At 60.2% G+C, this 15560-nt stretch carries 15 protein-coding genes; 4 read left to right on the top strand and 11 right to left on the bottom strand.

Features of this window, described 5'->3' with window-relative positions:
• The first annotated feature begins 7 nt into the window (after window positions 1–7).
• Both ACN0SC_RS06815 and ACN0SC_RS06820 read left to right on the top strand, forming a co-directional pair.
• Entirely contained in the window at window positions 8–901 is an 894-nt protein-coding gene (locus ACN0SC_RS06815) for an FCD domain-containing protein (RefSeq protein ID WP_417248906.1), read from the top strand.
• A 161-nt stretch (window positions 902–1062) separates the two neighbouring features.
• On the top strand, window positions 1063–2007 hold the full coding sequence (locus ACN0SC_RS06820) for an ornithine cyclodeaminase family protein (protein ID WP_417248907.1): 945 nt from the start codon (window positions 1063–1065) through the stop codon (window positions 2005–2007).
• 130 nt (window positions 2008–2137) lie between these two features.
• Here ACN0SC_RS06820 and nfsB read toward each other — a convergent pair whose 3' ends face one another.
• The 3 genes from nfsB to ACN0SC_RS06835 form a co-directional block, all read right to left on the bottom strand.
• Window positions 2138–2833 (bottom strand): oxygen-insensitive NAD(P)H nitroreductase, encoded by a 696-nt coding sequence (gene nfsB / locus ACN0SC_RS06825; protein WP_417248908.1) that lies wholly within the window; start codon window positions 2831–2833, stop codon window positions 2138–2140.
• 104 nt (window positions 2834–2937) lie between these two features.
• Window positions 2938–3852, bottom strand: coding sequence for a LysR substrate-binding domain-containing protein (locus tag ACN0SC_RS06830; RefSeq protein WP_417248909.1), 915 nt, complete (start codon window positions 3850–3852; stop codon window positions 2938–2940).
• 29 nt (window positions 3853–3881) lie between these two features.
• Window positions 3882–4250: a winged helix-turn-helix transcriptional regulator gene (locus tag ACN0SC_RS06835; protein ID WP_417248910.1), complete on the bottom strand. Its 369-nt coding sequence runs from the start codon at window positions 4248–4250 to the stop codon at window positions 3882–3884.
• Window positions 4251–4390: 140 nt separating this feature from the next.
• Between ACN0SC_RS06835 and ACN0SC_RS06840 the strand changes: the two genes are divergently transcribed.
• Complete coding sequence (locus ACN0SC_RS06840; protein WP_417248911.1) at window positions 4391–4777, top strand: nuclear transport factor 2 family protein; 387 nt, start codon at window positions 4391–4393, stop codon at window positions 4775–4777.
• A gap of 33 nt (window positions 4778–4810) precedes the next feature.
• On the opposite strand, the gene ACN0SC_RS06845 is transcribed toward ACN0SC_RS06840, so the two are convergent.
• The 3 genes from ACN0SC_RS06845 to ACN0SC_RS06855 all read right to left on the bottom strand — a co-directional run bounded on the left by ACN0SC_RS06845 (window position 4811) and on the right by ACN0SC_RS06855 (window position 7606).
• Entirely contained in the window at window positions 4811–5935 is a 1125-nt protein-coding gene (locus ACN0SC_RS06845; protein ID WP_417248912.1) for a hypothetical protein, read from the bottom strand.
• Window positions 5928–6632, bottom strand: coding sequence for an RlmE family RNA methyltransferase (locus ACN0SC_RS06850; RefSeq protein WP_417248913.1), 705 nt, complete (start codon window positions 6630–6632; stop codon window positions 5928–5930). The genes ACN0SC_RS06845 and ACN0SC_RS06850 overlap by 8 nt, the downstream gene beginning before the upstream one ends.
• Before the next feature lie 101 nt (window positions 6633–6733).
• On the bottom strand, window positions 6734–7606 hold the full coding sequence (locus tag ACN0SC_RS06855) for an NAD(P)-dependent oxidoreductase (RefSeq protein ID WP_417248914.1): 873 nt from the start codon (window positions 7604–7606) through the stop codon (window positions 6734–6736).
• A 121-nt stretch (window positions 7607–7727) separates the two neighbouring features.
• Between ACN0SC_RS06855 and ACN0SC_RS06860 the strand changes: the two genes are divergently transcribed.
• On the top strand, window positions 7728–10190 hold the full coding sequence (locus ACN0SC_RS06860) for a penicillin acylase family protein (RefSeq protein ID WP_417248915.1): 2463 nt from the start codon (window positions 7728–7730) through the stop codon (window positions 10188–10190).
• 55 nt (window positions 10191–10245) lie between these two features.
• On the opposite strand, the gene ACN0SC_RS06865 is transcribed toward ACN0SC_RS06860, so the two are convergent.
• The 5 genes from ACN0SC_RS06865 to trkA all read right to left on the bottom strand — a co-directional run bounded on the left by ACN0SC_RS06865 (window position 10246) and on the right by trkA (window position 15555).
• Window positions 10246–10707, bottom strand: coding sequence for a hypothetical protein (locus tag ACN0SC_RS06865; RefSeq protein WP_417248916.1), 462 nt, complete (start codon window positions 10705–10707; stop codon window positions 10246–10248).
• A gap of 74 nt (window positions 10708–10781) precedes the next feature.
• Window positions 10782–12077 carry a GTPase HflX gene (gene hflX, locus ACN0SC_RS06870; RefSeq protein WP_417248917.1) on the bottom strand — a complete coding sequence of 432 codons (1296 nt, stop codon included), beginning with the start codon at window positions 12075–12077 and terminating at the stop codon, window positions 10782–10784.
• Between the two features lie 153 nt (window positions 12078–12230).
• A complete protein-coding gene (gene hfq, locus ACN0SC_RS06875; RefSeq protein WP_417248918.1) occupies window positions 12231–12470 on the bottom strand; it encodes an RNA chaperone Hfq in 240 nt (79 codons plus the stop codon).
• Window positions 12471–12614: 144 nt separating this feature from the next.
• Complete coding sequence (locus ACN0SC_RS06880; protein WP_417248919.1) at window positions 12615–14144, bottom strand: TrkH family potassium uptake protein; 1530 nt, start codon at window positions 14142–14144, stop codon at window positions 12615–12617.
• Window positions 14145–14178: 34 nt separating this feature from the next.
• Window positions 14179–15555, bottom strand: a complete 1377-nt coding sequence (gene trkA, locus ACN0SC_RS06885; RefSeq protein ID WP_417248920.1) for a Trk system potassium transporter TrkA — start codon at window positions 15553–15555, stop codon at window positions 14179–14181.
• Window positions 15556–15560 lie beyond the last annotated feature (5 nt).

The following is a 15560-nucleotide window of genomic DNA, read 5'->3' on the forward strand; positions in this document are numbered from 1 at the left end:
AAAGGCAATGTCTCGAGACAGTAGCACGTTCAAAGAGAGCTACAATCATGCGCTCGATATCGTCCGCGATATCGGCGTCTCCGAGACATTGCCGACCGAAAACGCGCTCTCGCAATCGCTGGCGGTCAGCCGCACCACCGTGCGCACAATTCTGAAGAACCTCAATAAGGCAGGGATCATCAAATGGGAGGGGCGGCAGAAACAGGTGCTGCGCGCCCCGAAACAGACCGACTATTTCGGCGACGACGAAACCGCGTCCGCCACCGAAAGGGTCTCGTCGCAATTCATGGAATATGTGCTCAACAGTGACTTGGCCCCTGGTACCGCGCTACATGAATCCGACCTCAAGAAGAGGTTCGACGTCAGTTCGTCGGTCATCCGCGAGTTCCTTATCAAGTTCTCGCGGTTCGGTCTGATCACGAAGGAACGCAACCGCTCGTGGGTGCTGCGCGGGTTCACACGGGAATTCGCCGAAGAACTCTTTGAAGTGCGCGAGATGTTCGAGATGCGGGCCTTTCGACACCTTATTGAACAAGGCGCGGATTCTCCGACGGCTCAGGCATTAATTGCTCTGGCGCCCAAACACGAACAGATTCTTGAGCAGATCGACACCAACTTCCTCGACTTTCCACGGTTGGACGAACGCTTCCACCGCACGCTGATCGAATACTACGACAACCGCTTCATGACCGATTTCTACGAAGTGGTGGCGATGGTGTTTCACTATCACTACCGCTGGCACCGCGCCGATGAAAAAAGGCGCAACCGTGATGCGCTCACGGAACACCTTGCGATCATCTATGCCCTTGAAGCTGGTGATTTCAAAAAAGCAGACGAGGCGTTTCGAGCCCACCTGTGTAATGCCAAGAAAACCATGACCGCCTCCGCACTCTGGGATTGAGCATATCTGAGGCCCAGCGTTGCGCTGACACCTGAAACGCGACGTCTCAGGTATCAGGCCCGACACGCTGGTTTGCACGTCCCAAGGCAATGGGCCTATGCTTCACGAAATCCGACACCACGTTTTCTTTTGTCTTCGACAGCAATGCATAAGGCGCATCCATGAGTGATACTCCCGAACTTCTGACTTTAGACCGCACGAACACCCCCTGCCCTTATGACTGGTTGAATTTCGTCGAAGCCATCAAGCGCGGACACCAACGCCCCAAGGCCGTATTGAAAGATGTGTTTCTCGGCCCCGCCAACAAGACCCTTCTAAGCCGCGCGGCATTAATCGAAGGGCTGGGATATGGCGTCAAAAGCGTGACCGTTATGGCCGAAAATTCAAAGCGGAACCTGCCCACGGTTCAGGGCGGCATGTTGGTTTTTGATCCCGACACAGGCGCCATGCGCGGCCTCATCGACAGCGGCCTCGTAACCGACTTAAAAACCGCCTCTGATAGCGTTCTGGGGGCCATGCTGCTTGCCAGACCTGACGCCAAGCACCATTTGATTATCGGTGCTGGTGCCGTGGCTCACAACATCGCTGTGGCCTATCAGACCTGTCTTCCCCATCTGTCCGAAGTGACGATCTGGAACAGAAACAGGACGAACGCCGAAGCACTTGTCGAGCAACTGGCGTCCGAGGGAATTACCGCACGTGTGGCGGATGATCTGCCTTCTGCTGCCGCTCAAGCAGACATCATTTCAACCGCCACAATGGCGACCGAACCTGTGCTACTGGGCGAGTGGGTCCAGCCTGGAACACATGTTGACCTGATCGGGGCATTCAAAGCGGACATGCGCGAAGCGGATGATACGTTGCTCCAGAAAGCACGGCTCTTCGTTGACAGCTTTGACACGACGATTTCGCATATTGGCGAAATTGCGATTCCACTGGCATCTGGAGCGATTTCTCGGGACGACATCCAAGCTGATTTCTACGACCTCATCGCGGGTCACACAGGCAGGGAAAACGCCAAAGAGATCACCGTCTTCAAGAACGGAGGCGGCGCGCATCTGGACCTGATGATTGCCGATACGCTTCTTCAGATGCACGCGGGGTAAAACCTAGCATCCATCCGACTGGACATGAGCGCTTTGCTACATAGTGACACCGCATCCGCCAAACTGACGGATGCGGCGTGCATCTCATTCAAAGGAGCGCAACAGCGCGCTGACTGCGTAAGCGGTGCACTCAGATTTCCGTCAGGATCTCATCCAAAGGCAAACGCGATTTCGGCAAGGCTGCGTTGAAGTCTTCAGCTGCATTCCTGTAGCCAATCGGAACAACCACAAGGCTTGCCAACCCCTTCTCGGTCAGCCCGAATTCAGCATCCACGGCCTCAGTGTCGATCCCTTCCATGGGGGTCGCGTCGATCCCGAGAGCAGCCACGCCGAGCAGGAACTGACCAACGTTTAGATACACTTGATGAGCGTTCCATTGAGCGACATCATCAAGCTCTTTGTGAATGTTCACAAACATGCTGCGCCCCGCATGCATCTGCGGCTTGTGTGTTTCGGGATCGGAGTCAAAGCGGCCATCTGCGTCTTCCTGTGCCAGTACGTGCAACAGGTAGTCTTCTGTGATGTCGGTCCGCGCCGCGAAGATAACGACGTGCGAGGCGTTGCGGATCGACGGGTTGTTGAACGGAAACTTGTTCTCGTTTGCCGTGGCAAGACGCTCTTTTCCCTCGTCGCTGGACAGCATCAAGAAATGCCATGGCTGCGCGTTGGTGCTCGACGGGCTGAATTGCAAAAGCTCTTTCACGCGCTTGATGTCTTGGTCCGAGATTTTGTTGCTCGGGTCATAGGACTTCGCCGAATAGCGGGCCTTGGCAATATCGGTGATGTTCAAGCCGGTGTATGCGGGAATTTCTGTGGCGGTGTTCATGTCAAACCTCATGTGAAAGCATTGCCGCACAGATAAAGACTTCCACGGCCAAGACTATCGCTGTGGAACGAAAATGATAATCCTGTCTCACGGGATAATACCGACTACATCAGCGCGCCGTACCGCGCTTTGTTTGTCGCAATGATCTTGGCCTGCATGAAACTCATAAAGGCGTGGACGCGGGCGGGCATAAGACGTCCGGGCGGGCGGACAGCCCAGATACTGCTGCGTGGCAGGATGTCGTAGTCTGGCAAAACCCGCACCAATCGCCCTGCCTCAAGATCCGGCCCCGCGTGCCACAGGGACGCCAGCGCAATGCCCATTCCCGCGACGACCCATTCCCCGATGGCATCCCCGAAATTGACACTCAATGGTCCGCCGACTTGCACATCATATTGACGCCCATCCGCCGAAGTCAGGTGCCAGTTCTGGACCTTTCCCAATGTAAGGCAAGCGTGGCGGGTTAAATCCTCGGGGAGTTGTGGCGTGCCTGCGCGCTCCAAATACGCAGGAGACGCCACCAGCCATGACGGATTGTCATCAATCTTTTGCGCCAGAAGGCTGGACGGCGGCAATGCACCGATGCGGAATGCCATGTCATAGCCCTGCTCAACAATGTCCACGACCGTGTCTGTCAGATTGAGATCAAGGGTCACATTCGGATAGAGGCGCATGAATTCCGGCACATACGGGATAATATGTGCCCGCCCGAAGGATGCCGAGGCAGTAACGCGCAAATGGCCCGATACGGATTGTGCGGTATGTGTCAGAACAGTGCGCAGGTCTTCCACATCATCCAAAATGCGTTTTGCATTTTCTAACAAGACCTCCCCATCAGGTGTGAGCGAGACAGCCCTCGTGGTCCTGTTCAACAGTTTGACGCCCAATTCGGTCTCAAGGGACTTGATCCGCTGCGAGGCATTGGTCGGTGACATACCGAATTCTTCCCCTGCCCGTCCAATCGCACCAAGAGTGGCCACTCGCACGAAAAGCTCGAGAGTTTTGAGATCAAAAGACATTGCATCGCCCCTTTGTACGGATCGTGCCCCTATCGCCCATCATAGGCTTCCCGCGCGTTGCGAATATGATCGTGATTTTCGGCCGCCCAAGTGACCAATGACTTCAGTGGTGACAGGAGTTCATACCCCAGCGGGGTCAACTCGTAGAACACCGCAAGTGGCGGACCCGCCTCAACCCTTCGGGTCAGATAGCCATCGCGCTCCAGACTGCGCAGGTTTTCGGTCAGAACGCGCTGCGTGATGTCGCCAACCGTTCGCTTGACCGCGCCAAAACGCAAAGGCCCATCCTCAAGGGCCAGCACAATCAGCACCTGCCACTTGCCCGTGACCTTGGACAAAACCTCCCTGATCGGACAGTTCTCGGCGTCCTCTTTTGAAAGGGCGGTTACCTGAAGCATACTTGGTTCCTAATTAGTGCGTAATTGTTACTTGGTTCTATATTGCTACTTACTTCTGACAGACGAAACAATCGAGTTGGAACAGGCGACATACGCCCTCGCCGCCTTCACACTCTTGTCCAAACAGCAGCAAGTGCAGCATGCCCCACGACCCGCAGGCAAATATAGAAAACGCAATCGCCTTCTATGATCTGATGTTCAACCAATGCAAACCGCGCGAGGCCGTCGCGCAGTTCGTGGGGGACGCCTACATCCAACACAATCCGCATGTTGCCGACGGCAAAAAGGCGTTTATCGACTACTTCGAGCGCATGGCCACTGAGTATCCAGGGAAAGTGACCCACTTCAAAAGAGCAATTGCAGAGGGCAACCTCGTGGTTCTGCATTGTCATCAAATCTGGCCAGGCAGTGACGATTACGCAGGCATGGACATCTTCCGCTTCGACGACAACGGAAAGATCGTTGAACACTGGGACGTTTTGCAGGTAATTGGGGACAGGTCAGAAAATGACAATGGCCTGTTCTAAATCTGGCCTCATCCACATCGCGCAGGCCCCAAGTCAGGCGAAGAACCCTTGATCAAAGGGAATGCCGATCTCCGTGCCCTGCGTGCCTGTAACCACCAGCCGCCCGCCCGCAAGTCGCACATCGGCCACACCTTCAAACCCCTCGGGACGCGGCAGGACAACCGTGGCGTGGCGTATCTCGTGCGTTGTTGCGGGCGAGAGGGGCAGCGCCGTCGGCACGCCTTCTCTGGCAATCGCATTGTCGGACATGGCAGCGCGATGGCCCTCTGCCCCTGCCGCGCGCCCGTCCTCGATCCCGAGCACGCCGCGATGCCGCCCGTCCCATGGCGCATATTTGCGCCCGCCGTTCGACATCCACAGCATCGTCACGGGACAAAGGCGCGGGTCTTTGAGGAAAATCACGATATCCCCCTCCGCCGCCCGCGTCACCGCCGTCCAGCCGATCCGCGCGACGCTGCGCATCTCGACCATGGTGAGGAAATCCTCTGTGCCGTCCTCGCCCTCTGGCACGGGCGCATAGTGCGTCAGGTCCAGCGTTCCACGATCGCGCGCGGCCACAGCATCCAGACTGGCGCTACGGGCGGGATAGGCGAGAGCGTGCGCAGGTTCCAACGGCGTCTCTGGCGTGAGAATGGCGCGTTTGCGCGAGGTCGCGATATGTGCGCTTTCGGCAATATGCAGCATCGGGTGATGCGCAAAGGTCAGCGCCCCCTGCCCGCCCGTGATAATGTGTCGCTGGTAGAGGACGGGCGCATTGGCGGCCAGCCGCAGCGCCATGCGGACATGCGCCCCCATGACAGGCTCCAGAAGTTCAAGCCGCATGGTCGCGGCATCAGCGGCCTGTGCCCGCGTATCGAGCCGCCATGCGCTGTTGGCGCAGGGTCCGTGGATCGGTCCATCAATCACATCGGAGGCGCCAAAAGGCGCGGCAAAGAAACTCCCGCACAGGGCACTCTCAATCGGCGCTCCCGCGAGATGCGCTGCAGGCGTTCCCACCCAGTGCGCCCGATGCAGAACCTCCCGCCCGTCGAGCGCCAGCGAGGTGATTTGCCCGAGCGCGGGGTCGAAGGTGAGCGACATCTTCTCGAAGTCAACGTCACGGATCGCAGGACGCGCCGCGATGTTGAGTGTTACGGGATGAGGAGTCTTCTCAGCCACGGAACCCTGTCGCCACAACGAATTTCTCGGAACTGTCGGACCGCGACGCAGGCGGCTTCATATGCACAACCTTGGTGAAGTTCTTCTTGAGCAGCTTTTGCAGATCACCCTCGGCACCACCCGCGAGCACCTTGGCCACGAAGGTCCCGCCAGGGGAAAGGACATCAAAAGCCAGATAGGCCGCCGCCTCGCAAAGCGCCATGATGCGGTTGTGGTCGGTCTGCTTGTGACCAGAGGCCGAAGCCGCCATATCCGACATCACCACATCGGCCTGACCGCCGAGCCATTCCTTCACCTTGTCGTCGGCGCCATCCTCCATGAAGTCGAGCTGATGGATTTCCGCGCCCGCAATGGGATCAACCGCCTGCAAGTCCACACCGAGGACGGTGCCGACCTTCTTGCCAGACTTCTCGCCCAGTGCATTGACGCGCTTGACCGCGACCTGACACCAGCCACCCGGCGCACAACCCAAATCGACCACCCGTGCACCAGGCACGAGGAAGCGGAATTTTTCGTCGAGTTCGAGGATTTTATACGCCGCGCGCCCGCGATAGCCCTCGGCCTTCGCGCGTTTGACGTATGGATCGTTCAACTGACGCTCAAGCCAGAGCGTCGAGGAGAGTTTGCGCCCGCGCGCGGATTTGACTTTGACACGCAGATCGCGCGCGCCACGGCCCGAGGTTTTCTTCGGAGGCATGGTAACATTCCTTTGTTGCCTGCCGTTTTACATGACGGTTGCGGCGGGCGAAAGGGGCGTTCACGGTTGCCCGCGCCGCCCCCCTGTCCCGCATCAGTCGATCAGTCCACCGCTTTGAGCCGCTTGAGCAGGCTCGATGTGTCCCAACGACCGCCGCCCATCTTCTGCACATCCTTGTAGAATTGGTCGACCAAAGCCGTCACAGGCAGGCTCGCGCCCACGTCATCGGCGGTTTCCAGACAGATCTTGAGATCCTTGCGCATCCAATCGACGGCAAAGCCATGCTCGTATTCATCGGCGAGCATCGTCTTGTGGCGGTTGACCATCTGCCAGCTTCCTGCCGCGCCACCAGAGATCACTTCGACCAGAGCCTCACCATCAAGGCCAGATTTCTCCGCCAGATGCAGCGCCTCGGCCAGCCCCTGAACCAGACCCGCGATGCAGATCTGGTTGCACATCTTCGCGGTCTGGCCCATGCCAACCTCGCCAAGCCGTTTGACGGTCTTGCCATAGGCGGCCATCACGGGTTCGGCGGCGGCGAAATGCTCTTCCGACCCGCCACACATGATCGCGAGCACACCGTTTTCGGCTCCTGCCTGCCCGCCAGAGACAGGCGCATCGACATAGCCGATGCCCTTGGCTGCAGCCGCCTCGGCCAACTCGCGCGTCACCGCCGCCGAAACGGTGGTGTGATCGACAAAGATCGCGCCTTCCTTCATCCCCGCAAACGCCCCGTCATCACCGAGACAGACCGCGCGCAGGTCATCATCATTTCCCACGCAGGCCATTACGAAATCCGCCCCAACGGCGGCCTCGCGCGGCGTGGAGGCGAAAGCGCCATCATGCGCCTTTGCCCATTTTTCGGCCTTCTGTGTGGTGCGGTTATAGACGACGACCTCGTGGTCCGCGGATGCAAGGTGCCCCGCCATCGGATATCCCATCACACCCAGTCCCAGAAATGCGGTCTTCGTCATGGCTTTTCCCCTGTGCAGACTTGTGCTTTAACGCAGGCCGAAACCTAACCGCATCCGCGCGGCGGTCAAGGCGAAACGCCGCCCGTCACGCGCCCTGCACACACCCCGTCAAGGAGCGCCCATGGCCCAGATTTTCCGATGGCTTTTGCGCATTGTCACGGGTGCGGTGGTATTGATCACCGCCGCCGTCCTGCTGGCCTACTGGCTGGCTGCACGGTCCCTGCCCGATTATGACGCCACGCATGAGGTTGCGGGGATTGCCGCCCCGCTGGAGATCGCGCGCGACACCGCCAATGTGCCCCATATTTTCGGTGAAACCGATGAGGACGTCTATTTCGGCCTCGGGTTTGCCCATGCGCAAGACCGCCTGTTCCAGATGATGTTGATGCGGCGCACGGTGCAGGGCAAGCTGTCGGAAGTCTTTGGCGAGCGCACGCTGGCCACCGACGAGTTGATGCGCCGTTTGGGCCTTTATGCCGCCGCCGAGGCCTCCGTGGCCCATCAGACGCCCGAGGCGCTGGCCGCGATGGAGGCCTATGCGCGCGGCGTCAACGCATGGCTTGAAGAGGTCAATGACGGCGCAAGGGGACGCGGGGCACCCGAATTCTTCCTCTTTCCCTCCGAGATCTCCTATTGGCGACCTGCCGACAGTATCGCGATCCTCAAACTCGTCGCCTTCCAGCTTTCCGATCAAGCCTCCAACGAAGTGCTACGCGCGCGGCTCTCGCTTCTGGTACCCGAGGAGCGGGTGGGCGATCTGTTGCCCGATGCGCCTGGGTCTAGCACAACGCTCCTATCCGACTATGCCGCGCTCTTCCCGACGATGCCGGCCTATACGCCTGACAACACGACCGACTACGCCTTGCTCGATTTGCCTCAATGGCCCTTGGGAGGCGCGTCGAATGTCTGGGCCGCCGCCCCCGGCCGCTCGGCGTCAGGCGCCACGCTTCTGGCCAATGACCCGCACCTCGGCCTGACCGCCCCTGGTGCAATGTATCTGGCGCGGCTGGAACTCTCGACAGGTGGCGTGATCGGTGCGTCGATCCCGGGTGTTCCCGCGATTGTCACAGGACGGAGTGAGGATTTCGGCTGGGGCATCACCGCCGCCTATCTCGACGACGCCGACCTCTATGTTGAAAAGCTCAACCCCTCGAACCGTGAGGAAGTGCTCACGCCCGACGGGTTTGCGCCGATGGTCTCGCGCCCGTCGATCGTGCGGATCAAGGATGCCACCCCCGTCACCCTTGATCTGCGCTGGACCGAGAACGGCCCCGTGCTGCCGAGTGCGGCCTTCAACGTGGGCACCGTGACGCCCCCCGATCATGTGATGAGCGTCAACTGGACCGCACTTGCGTCCGACGACACCTCCATGTCGGCGGCCATTGCGCTGATGCAGTCGAGCAGCATCGAAGAGGGGCTTGCCGCCGCTGAAGGCTTTGTCGCCCCCGCGCTCAACCTCACGCTGGCCGATACCTCGCGCGCTGTGCTCAAGGTGATCGGACGCGCCCCTGCCCGCGACCCGCGCCACCAAAGCGAGGGCCGCATTCCCACGCCAGGCTGGATCACCGCGAACCACTGGCAAGGCTGGCGCGATTTCGCCGACCTTCCGCTCTACGCTTCGGGGCCTGATGGGCTGCTCGGCAATACCAACAACAAGACCACCGACGCCCCCTTCCCCAACCACATCTCGCACCATTGGGGTGACACACAGCGCATCCAGCGCTGGCGCCGCCTGATGCAAAACCGCGAAGTCCACACCCGCGAGAGCTTCATTGAGGCACAGACGGATGTTGTCTCCTTCTCCGCCCGCGCGCTGCTGCCGCTTGTCGGGGCCGATCTGTGGTTCACGGGCGAGGCCGCGCCCGAAGGCACACCAGAGGCCTTGCGGCAGAAGGCGCTAACGCTCATGGCGGAATGGAACGGCGAGATGAACGAACACCTGCCCGAACCGTTGCTCTATTCGGCATGGATGCGCGAGCTGCAAAGCCGGCTGATCCGCGACGACCTTGGCCCGCTGGCGCGCGCCTTCACCCATGTGGAGCCTCTCTTCATCGAGCGGGTGTTCCGCGACATTGGCGGAGCGTCGAAATGGTGCGACGTGATCCAGTCGGCGGCCACGGAAACCTGCTCCGATATCGCGCGGCTGGCGCTCGACGATGCACTGGTCTGGGTGAGCGAGACCTATGGAACGGCGTTGGAATCGCTCCGCTGGGGCGATGCCCATGAAGCCCATCACGACCACGCAGTGCTGGGCGATGTGCCCTTCGTAAAATGGTTCGTGAACATCCACCAATCGACATCAGGCGGCGATAACACACTGATGCGCGGGGTGACGGCGGGAACAGGGGATGCGCCCTTTGCCAATGTCCACGGCGCAGCCTATCGCGGGGTCTATGACTTTGCCGATCCCGACAGCTCGGTCTTCATCACTGCGACGGGGCAATCGGGCCACCCGCTTTCACGCCACTACGACGATCTTGGCGAGATGTGGCGGCGGGGCGAATATGTGCCGATGAGCCTAGACCCCGATCTCGCCCGTGCGGCGGGTGTCGGCGTCACACATTTGATGCCTGAAGGGCAGTAAAAGGACAACGCGAGGCAGCGAGCGTCGCGCTCACGGGAATGGCTTCGGGGCAGTGCTACTGCCCTGACCAGCCCGTGACGTAGCCTACAGGCACGTTGCTGCGGTCAACGTCGTAGTCGGGCCGGAAGCTGTCGTAGATCGCCAGCCGCATCCCCTCTTCCGTGCGCGGCACGACCACCTCGTTTTCCCCGTTGAGAAAGACCAGATTGCGCGGCCGTATCTTGAGCCGCACCCCCTTCTCGATACGGGTCATCTCGAAGGTGAATTCCTCGGTTTCCATGGCATAGGGCACATCGACGGCACAGGTCCGCGACAGCGCGGCTGTAACCTCCTCGACCTGAACAAGCACGCCACATGGCACCGCGACCGCCTCCTGCGCAATCCCCGCAGCGGGAAGAACAGCCACGCCGAAAGCAAGAGCCGCGACCGATGCCATGGCCGAACGCGCCAGTTGATAACGCAGGCGTGCGGCGGAGCGACGGGATCGGCTTTGAATGCTTACGGGTGTGACTGTCATATGCAATGGTGTGGTGAATTTGGCGGAAACGGACCTTTTCCTCGCGCAATCACGCGCGTCAAACAAGTCCCCACTCACATCTCCCGAAACTGTTTTTCCTGTCGCGGCGTCCAGAGCACGGTGAGCGCATAGCCCTCCTCGGAGGCGCGTTCCTCCATGACCACGCCCTGATCGAACAGCCACGCGCGCTTCTTGCCCTCAGAGAAAGGCACGACCAGTTCGCGCTCGATCTTGTCCTCCTCGAAATGCGCGGAAATGGCGGCGAGAAGCCCTTCGACCCCCTCGCCCGTCACCGCCGAAATCGCGTGAACGCCCTCCTGCGCCTCGGCGCGGGCAAGGCGCGCGGCCTTGCTCTCCTCATCGAGCAGGTCGATCTTGTTCCACACTTCGATCATCGGCGCGTCATCCTTGATGCCCAGATCGCTCAGGATGGTCAGAACATCCTCTTTCTGCTCCTCGGTCTCATCAGACGAAATATCACGCACATGCACGATCAGATCAGCGTCGAGAACCTCCTCCAAGGTCGCGCGGAAGGCGGCGACAAGCTGGGTCGGCAGGTTGGAGATGAAGCCCACGGTGTCAGACAGGATGATATCCCGATCCCCGCCATGCGCGGTTTCGAGTTTCAACTGGCGCATGGTCGGATCGAGCGTGGCAAAAAGCATGTCCTTGGCAAAGACATCTGCCCCCGTCACCGTGTTGAAAAAGGTAGATTTTCCCGCGTTGGTATAGCCCACCAGAGCCACAATCGGGAACGGCACCTTGGCACGGGAGGCGCGGTGCAGTTCGCGGGTCTTGGCGACCTTTTCGAGCTGCTTGCGCAAACGGTTGAGTTGCTCGTCAATGGCACGGCGGTCGGCCTCGATCTGTGTCTCGCCAGGCCCGCCGACAAACCCCAAACCCCCCCGTTGGCGTTCAAGGTGGGTCCACGCCCGCACAAGGCGGGTCCGCTGATAGGACAGCGCCGCCATCTCCACCTGCAACACACCCTCACGGGTGCGGGCACGATCCGAGAAAATCTCAAGGATAAGCCCCGTCCGGTCGAGCAGTTTGACCTTCCATGCCTTCTCCAGATTGCGCTGCTGAACAGGGGTAACTGGACCATCAACTAGCACCAACTCAATCTCTTCGGCCTTCAGATTGGCGGCAATCTCGTCGATCTTTCCCGATCCGAACAAAGAGCCTGGCTGGATTTTCGACAGCCGAACGATCTCCGACCCAACAACCTCAAGATCAGGCAGAGCCGCCGCCAGCGCCACGCCCTCCTCCAGTCCCGCCTGCGCATCGCGGCGATCTCGGTCAGAGGTGATTTCGGGATGCAACACCCATGCGCGGGTCGGTTGCTCCTCGTGGTCGTAATAGTCGCCCAATATGCGGTCCTTTGGTGGTCGTGGTAAATGCTATGACGTCTTGAGCTATGTCACTCGCAGGGCAATGACAAGGGCAAGGGCTTTGCACAAATAGCACAAGGCCCGCGCGGGACATCGCCCGTGCAGACCTCGATCACGTCGTTTTTGTCAGACTTACTGCGCGTCTTCGCCGTCGTAGAGGTTAATCGGCTGGGCTGGCATGATCGTGGAGATCGCATGCTTGTAGACCAGCTGCGACTGACCGTCACGACGCAAGAGAACACAGAAATTGTCGAACCACGTAATAACGCCCTGAAGCTTTACCCCGTTGATCAAAAAGATTGTCACGGGAACCTTCGTCTTGCGGACGTGGTTGAGGAATGCATCTTGCAGGTTCTGTTTGTCACCGGCCATTGGGCTTGCCTTTTTCTTGCGCTTTTAATGCGGACTGTCCCTCGGGCGACAGTAGCTTGAGGCCACCACGCAACATCTTTAACGGATTGTCAAGATTTCAGCCTGCTTTTCAGGCGGTTGAGTGTCAGCGCGATAAAAACCGTGTCATCTGCGCCAAAACTCAGGGTTGAACAGAGCGATCATGGCCAGCAATTCGAGCCGTCCCAGAACCATCGCCGCCGCCAAGACCGCCTTGGCCACCGTGCCCAGATCACCGTAGCTATAGGGGACTTCCGCGGCCACTTGCGCCAGCGGCCCCGTGGTGGTGATCGCCGCGATGGTAAACACCGCCGCCTCTTCGAAATAGATCCCCGTGAGCGACAGTGTGATCATCACAATGGCGATGGTGAAGGCGAAGGCCATGAAATAGACCCATGCCACATAGGCCCCCTCACGACGGATGCGCCGCGCCAGAGCGCCTGCGCCGCCTACGGAATTGGGGGAGATGAGTTTCTCGATTTCGCGCTCGCCGTGACGCACAAGGGCATAGAGGCGCAGCAGTTTCACGCCCCCTGCCGTTGTCGCCACCCCGCCGCCGAAAATCGCCAGTCCCATCAGCAACACACCAGGTGCATGAAGCCCCGACCACATCCGCGCCTGATCCCACGAGGCGCTCTCGAACCCCGCCGTAGACAGGAAGGACAACACCATGAAGACACCGCCCCAAAGCGCCGACAAAGCCGCACCGAGATCCCAAACCTGATCCACTTCCAGCGCGCCATCCCAATGGCGCAAGAAGAGCAGCAGGGGCAGCGTTGCGATGAGCAGCAGAGCGATCTTCATTTCGGGGTCTTTGTGCAGCGGCGGCCCAGAGGCACGCACTTCCTCGGCGGTGAATGTCTTGCGCGATAAGGCGAGGAAGAGGAAGGCAAAGACCAGCACTTCGGCAGGGAAGCCCCCACCCGTCCCCGAAAGCCCACCCACAGGGCTGATACCGGAGGTCGCCATGACCGACATGGCATGGCAAAGGGCCACATAGGGTGTCGATCCCACCATCGACAGCGCAAGCCAGAGCGCCGCCGTGAGCCCTACATAGATCGGCACGAAGCGCATGGTGTAGCGCGCGATACGGGCAGGCGCTGCGGCGACACGAACGATCTGCGAAACATTGGTCACACCCTGCCCCGCCTGACGGGTCGAAAGCACTTCAAAGCCGCCGAGGTTCATCGGCGCCAGCACCGCAATCGCCGTGATCCACGCCAGCAACCCGCCAAACCAGCCCACCACCGCACGCCACAGATGCACCGTGCGCGACAGCCGATCAGGCTCGTCAAAAAGCGTCGCCCCCGTGGTGGTCAACGCCGAGACCATCTCGAAATAGGCGTTAAAAAAGGACGTGTCGCGCGTGGCCTCGACAAAGGGCACGGCCAGCGCCAGCGGCAGGATCGTATAGGCCGCCAGAAGTGTGAGAAGTTGTGTGCGCCCCTCACGGTCGCGGTCGCGCTTGCTGTCACGGTCCTCGGTCGCCTGAGGTCGGTTGCGCGCAATGGCCAGCATTGCCCCCAGCACCAAAAGCATCACGCCCGAGTAGAAAAACGCACGCGAATCCGCGTGCTCACCAATGGCGAGCCCGTAGATCGCGGGGATCATCATCGCCGCACCCGCCACCAGCATCAGCTGGACGAAAAAGGACATGCGCGCAAAGCGGTTCATTTCGGATCGTGGCCCATCAGAAGAAGTCGATCGACACCTGAAGGAGTCGTTCCACTTCGGGCACATCGGAGGCCAGCGAGAAGATCGTCACCACGTCGCCCTCTTCAATTCGCGTGTCACCCAAGGGTTTGACATAGGAACCCCCTTTCGTCAGCGCACCGATCAGCACGCCTTCGGGGAAATCCACGTCGCGGATCAACTGGCCCGCCAGCGGCGATGTGGAGAGCACCTGCGCCTCGATGACTTCCGCCTCGCCATCGCCCACCGAATAGACGTTGCGCACCCGCCCGTGGCGGATGTGGCGCAGGATGGAGGACACGGTCGTGGAGCGCGGGTTGATGTGGGCGTCGATGTCGAGCGCGGTCAGGATCGGCACCAGCGAGGGGTCATTGACCAGACAGATCGCCATGGCACAACCCGCCTGCTTGGCGCGCACGGCGGAGAGCATGTTGACCTTATCATCGTCGGTCACGCACAGCACGGCGGAGGCACGGGTCACGCCCGCCTCCTCCAGCAATTCCTGATCGAGCGCATCGCCGTGCAACACAATCGTGCGCTCCAGCGTGTCGGCGGCCTTCTCCGCGATGCGGCGGTCCTTCTCGATGATCTTTGCGCGGATGCGCTCGGTGCGCGCCTCCAGAGCCACAGCCACGCCCAGACCGACATTGCCGCCGCCAAGGATCACAACACGCTCCTGCTTGGCCTGCGTTTTCCCGAAGACCTCCAGCATACGGTTGATGTCTTCGGAGTGGACGAAGCAATACACTTGGTCGTCTGCGAAAAGTTGATCGGAGGGTTCGGGCGCGTAGAGATGGCCATCGCGGCGCACCCCCACAACTGTCACCCGCAGCGTCGAGAATAGTTCCGACAACTCGCGCAGCGCAGTGTTGAGCACGGGGCATTCCTCGCCCAGATGGATGCCCATCATCTGCACTTCGCCAGCCAGGAAACTCTGCGTATCGAAAGCAGCGGGCGCGGCCAAACGGCGCAATGCGGCCTCGGCCACCTCGCGTTCAGGGGAAATCACCACGTCGATGGGCATGTGATCGCGGCGGTAGAGATCGGAGTAGATCGCGGTCAGATAGCTCTGCGCGCGTAGACGTGCGATCTTGCGCGGCACGGCAAAGACCGAATGCGCGACCTGACACGTCACCATGTTGACCTCATCGGAGTGGGTCGCTGCGATGATCATGTCTGCGTCGCGTGCCCCCGCCTTGTCCAGCACATCGGGATAGGAGGCGTGCCCCTCGATCCCCTGCACATCCAACGTATCCGTCGCCCGCCGCACCAGTGCGGGGTTGTTGTCCAACACGGTAACGTCGTTGTTCTCGCCCGACAGTTGCTTGGCGATTTGCCAACCCACCTGCCCCGCGCCGCAAATGATGACCTTCATTGCAT

This window comes from Celeribacter sp., from assembly GCF_048261515.1.
Classification (GTDB): Bacteria; Pseudomonadota; Alphaproteobacteria; order Rhodobacterales; family Rhodobacteraceae; genus Celeribacter.

Bases quoted from the DNA above. Each gene is read 5' to 3' on its own strand.
- ACN0SC_RS06815 (WP_417248906.1), top strand. From the start codon at position 8: ATGTCTCGAGACAGTAGCACGTTCAAAGAGAGCTACAATCATGCGCTC.
- ACN0SC_RS06820 (WP_417248907.1), top strand. From the start codon at position 1,063: ATGAGTGATACTCCCGAACTTCTGACTTTAGACCGCACGAACACCCCC.
- nfsB (WP_417248908.1), bottom strand. From the start codon at position 2,833: ATGAACACCGCCACAGAAATTCCCGCATACACCGGCTTGAACATCACC.
- ACN0SC_RS06830 (WP_417248909.1), bottom strand. From the start codon at position 3,852: ATGTCTTTTGATCTCAAAACTCTCGAGCTTTTCGTGCGAGTGGCCACT.
- ACN0SC_RS06835 (WP_417248910.1), bottom strand. From the start codon at position 4,250: ATGCTTCAGGTAACCGCCCTTTCAAAAGAGGACGCCGAGAACTGTCCG.
- ACN0SC_RS06840 (WP_417248911.1), top strand. From the start codon at position 4,391: ATGCCCCACGACCCGCAGGCAAATATAGAAAACGCAATCGCCTTCTAT.
- ACN0SC_RS06850 (WP_417248913.1), bottom strand. From the start codon at position 6,632: ATGCCTCCGAAGAAAACCTCGGGCCGTGGCGCGCGCGATCTGCGTGTC.
- ACN0SC_RS06855 (WP_417248914.1), bottom strand. From the start codon at position 7,606: ATGACGAAGACCGCATTTCTGGGACTGGGTGTGATGGGATATCCGATG.
- ACN0SC_RS06860 (WP_417248915.1), top strand. From the start codon at position 7,728: ATGGCCCAGATTTTCCGATGGCTTTTGCGCATTGTCACGGGTGCGGTG.
- ACN0SC_RS06865 (WP_417248916.1), bottom strand. From the start codon at position 10,707: ATGACAGTCACACCCGTAAGCATTCAAAGCCGATCCCGTCGCTCCGCC.
- hfq (WP_417248918.1), bottom strand. From the start codon at position 12,470: ATGGCCGGTGACAAACAGAACCTGCAAGATGCATTCCTCAACCACGTC.
- ACN0SC_RS06880 (WP_417248919.1), bottom strand. From the start codon at position 14,144: ATGTCCTTTTTCGTCCAGCTGATGCTGGTGGCGGGTGCGGCGATGATG.
- trkA (WP_417248920.1), bottom strand. From the start codon at position 15,555: ATGAAGGTCATCATTTGCGGCGCGGGGCAGGTGGGTTGGCAAATCGCC.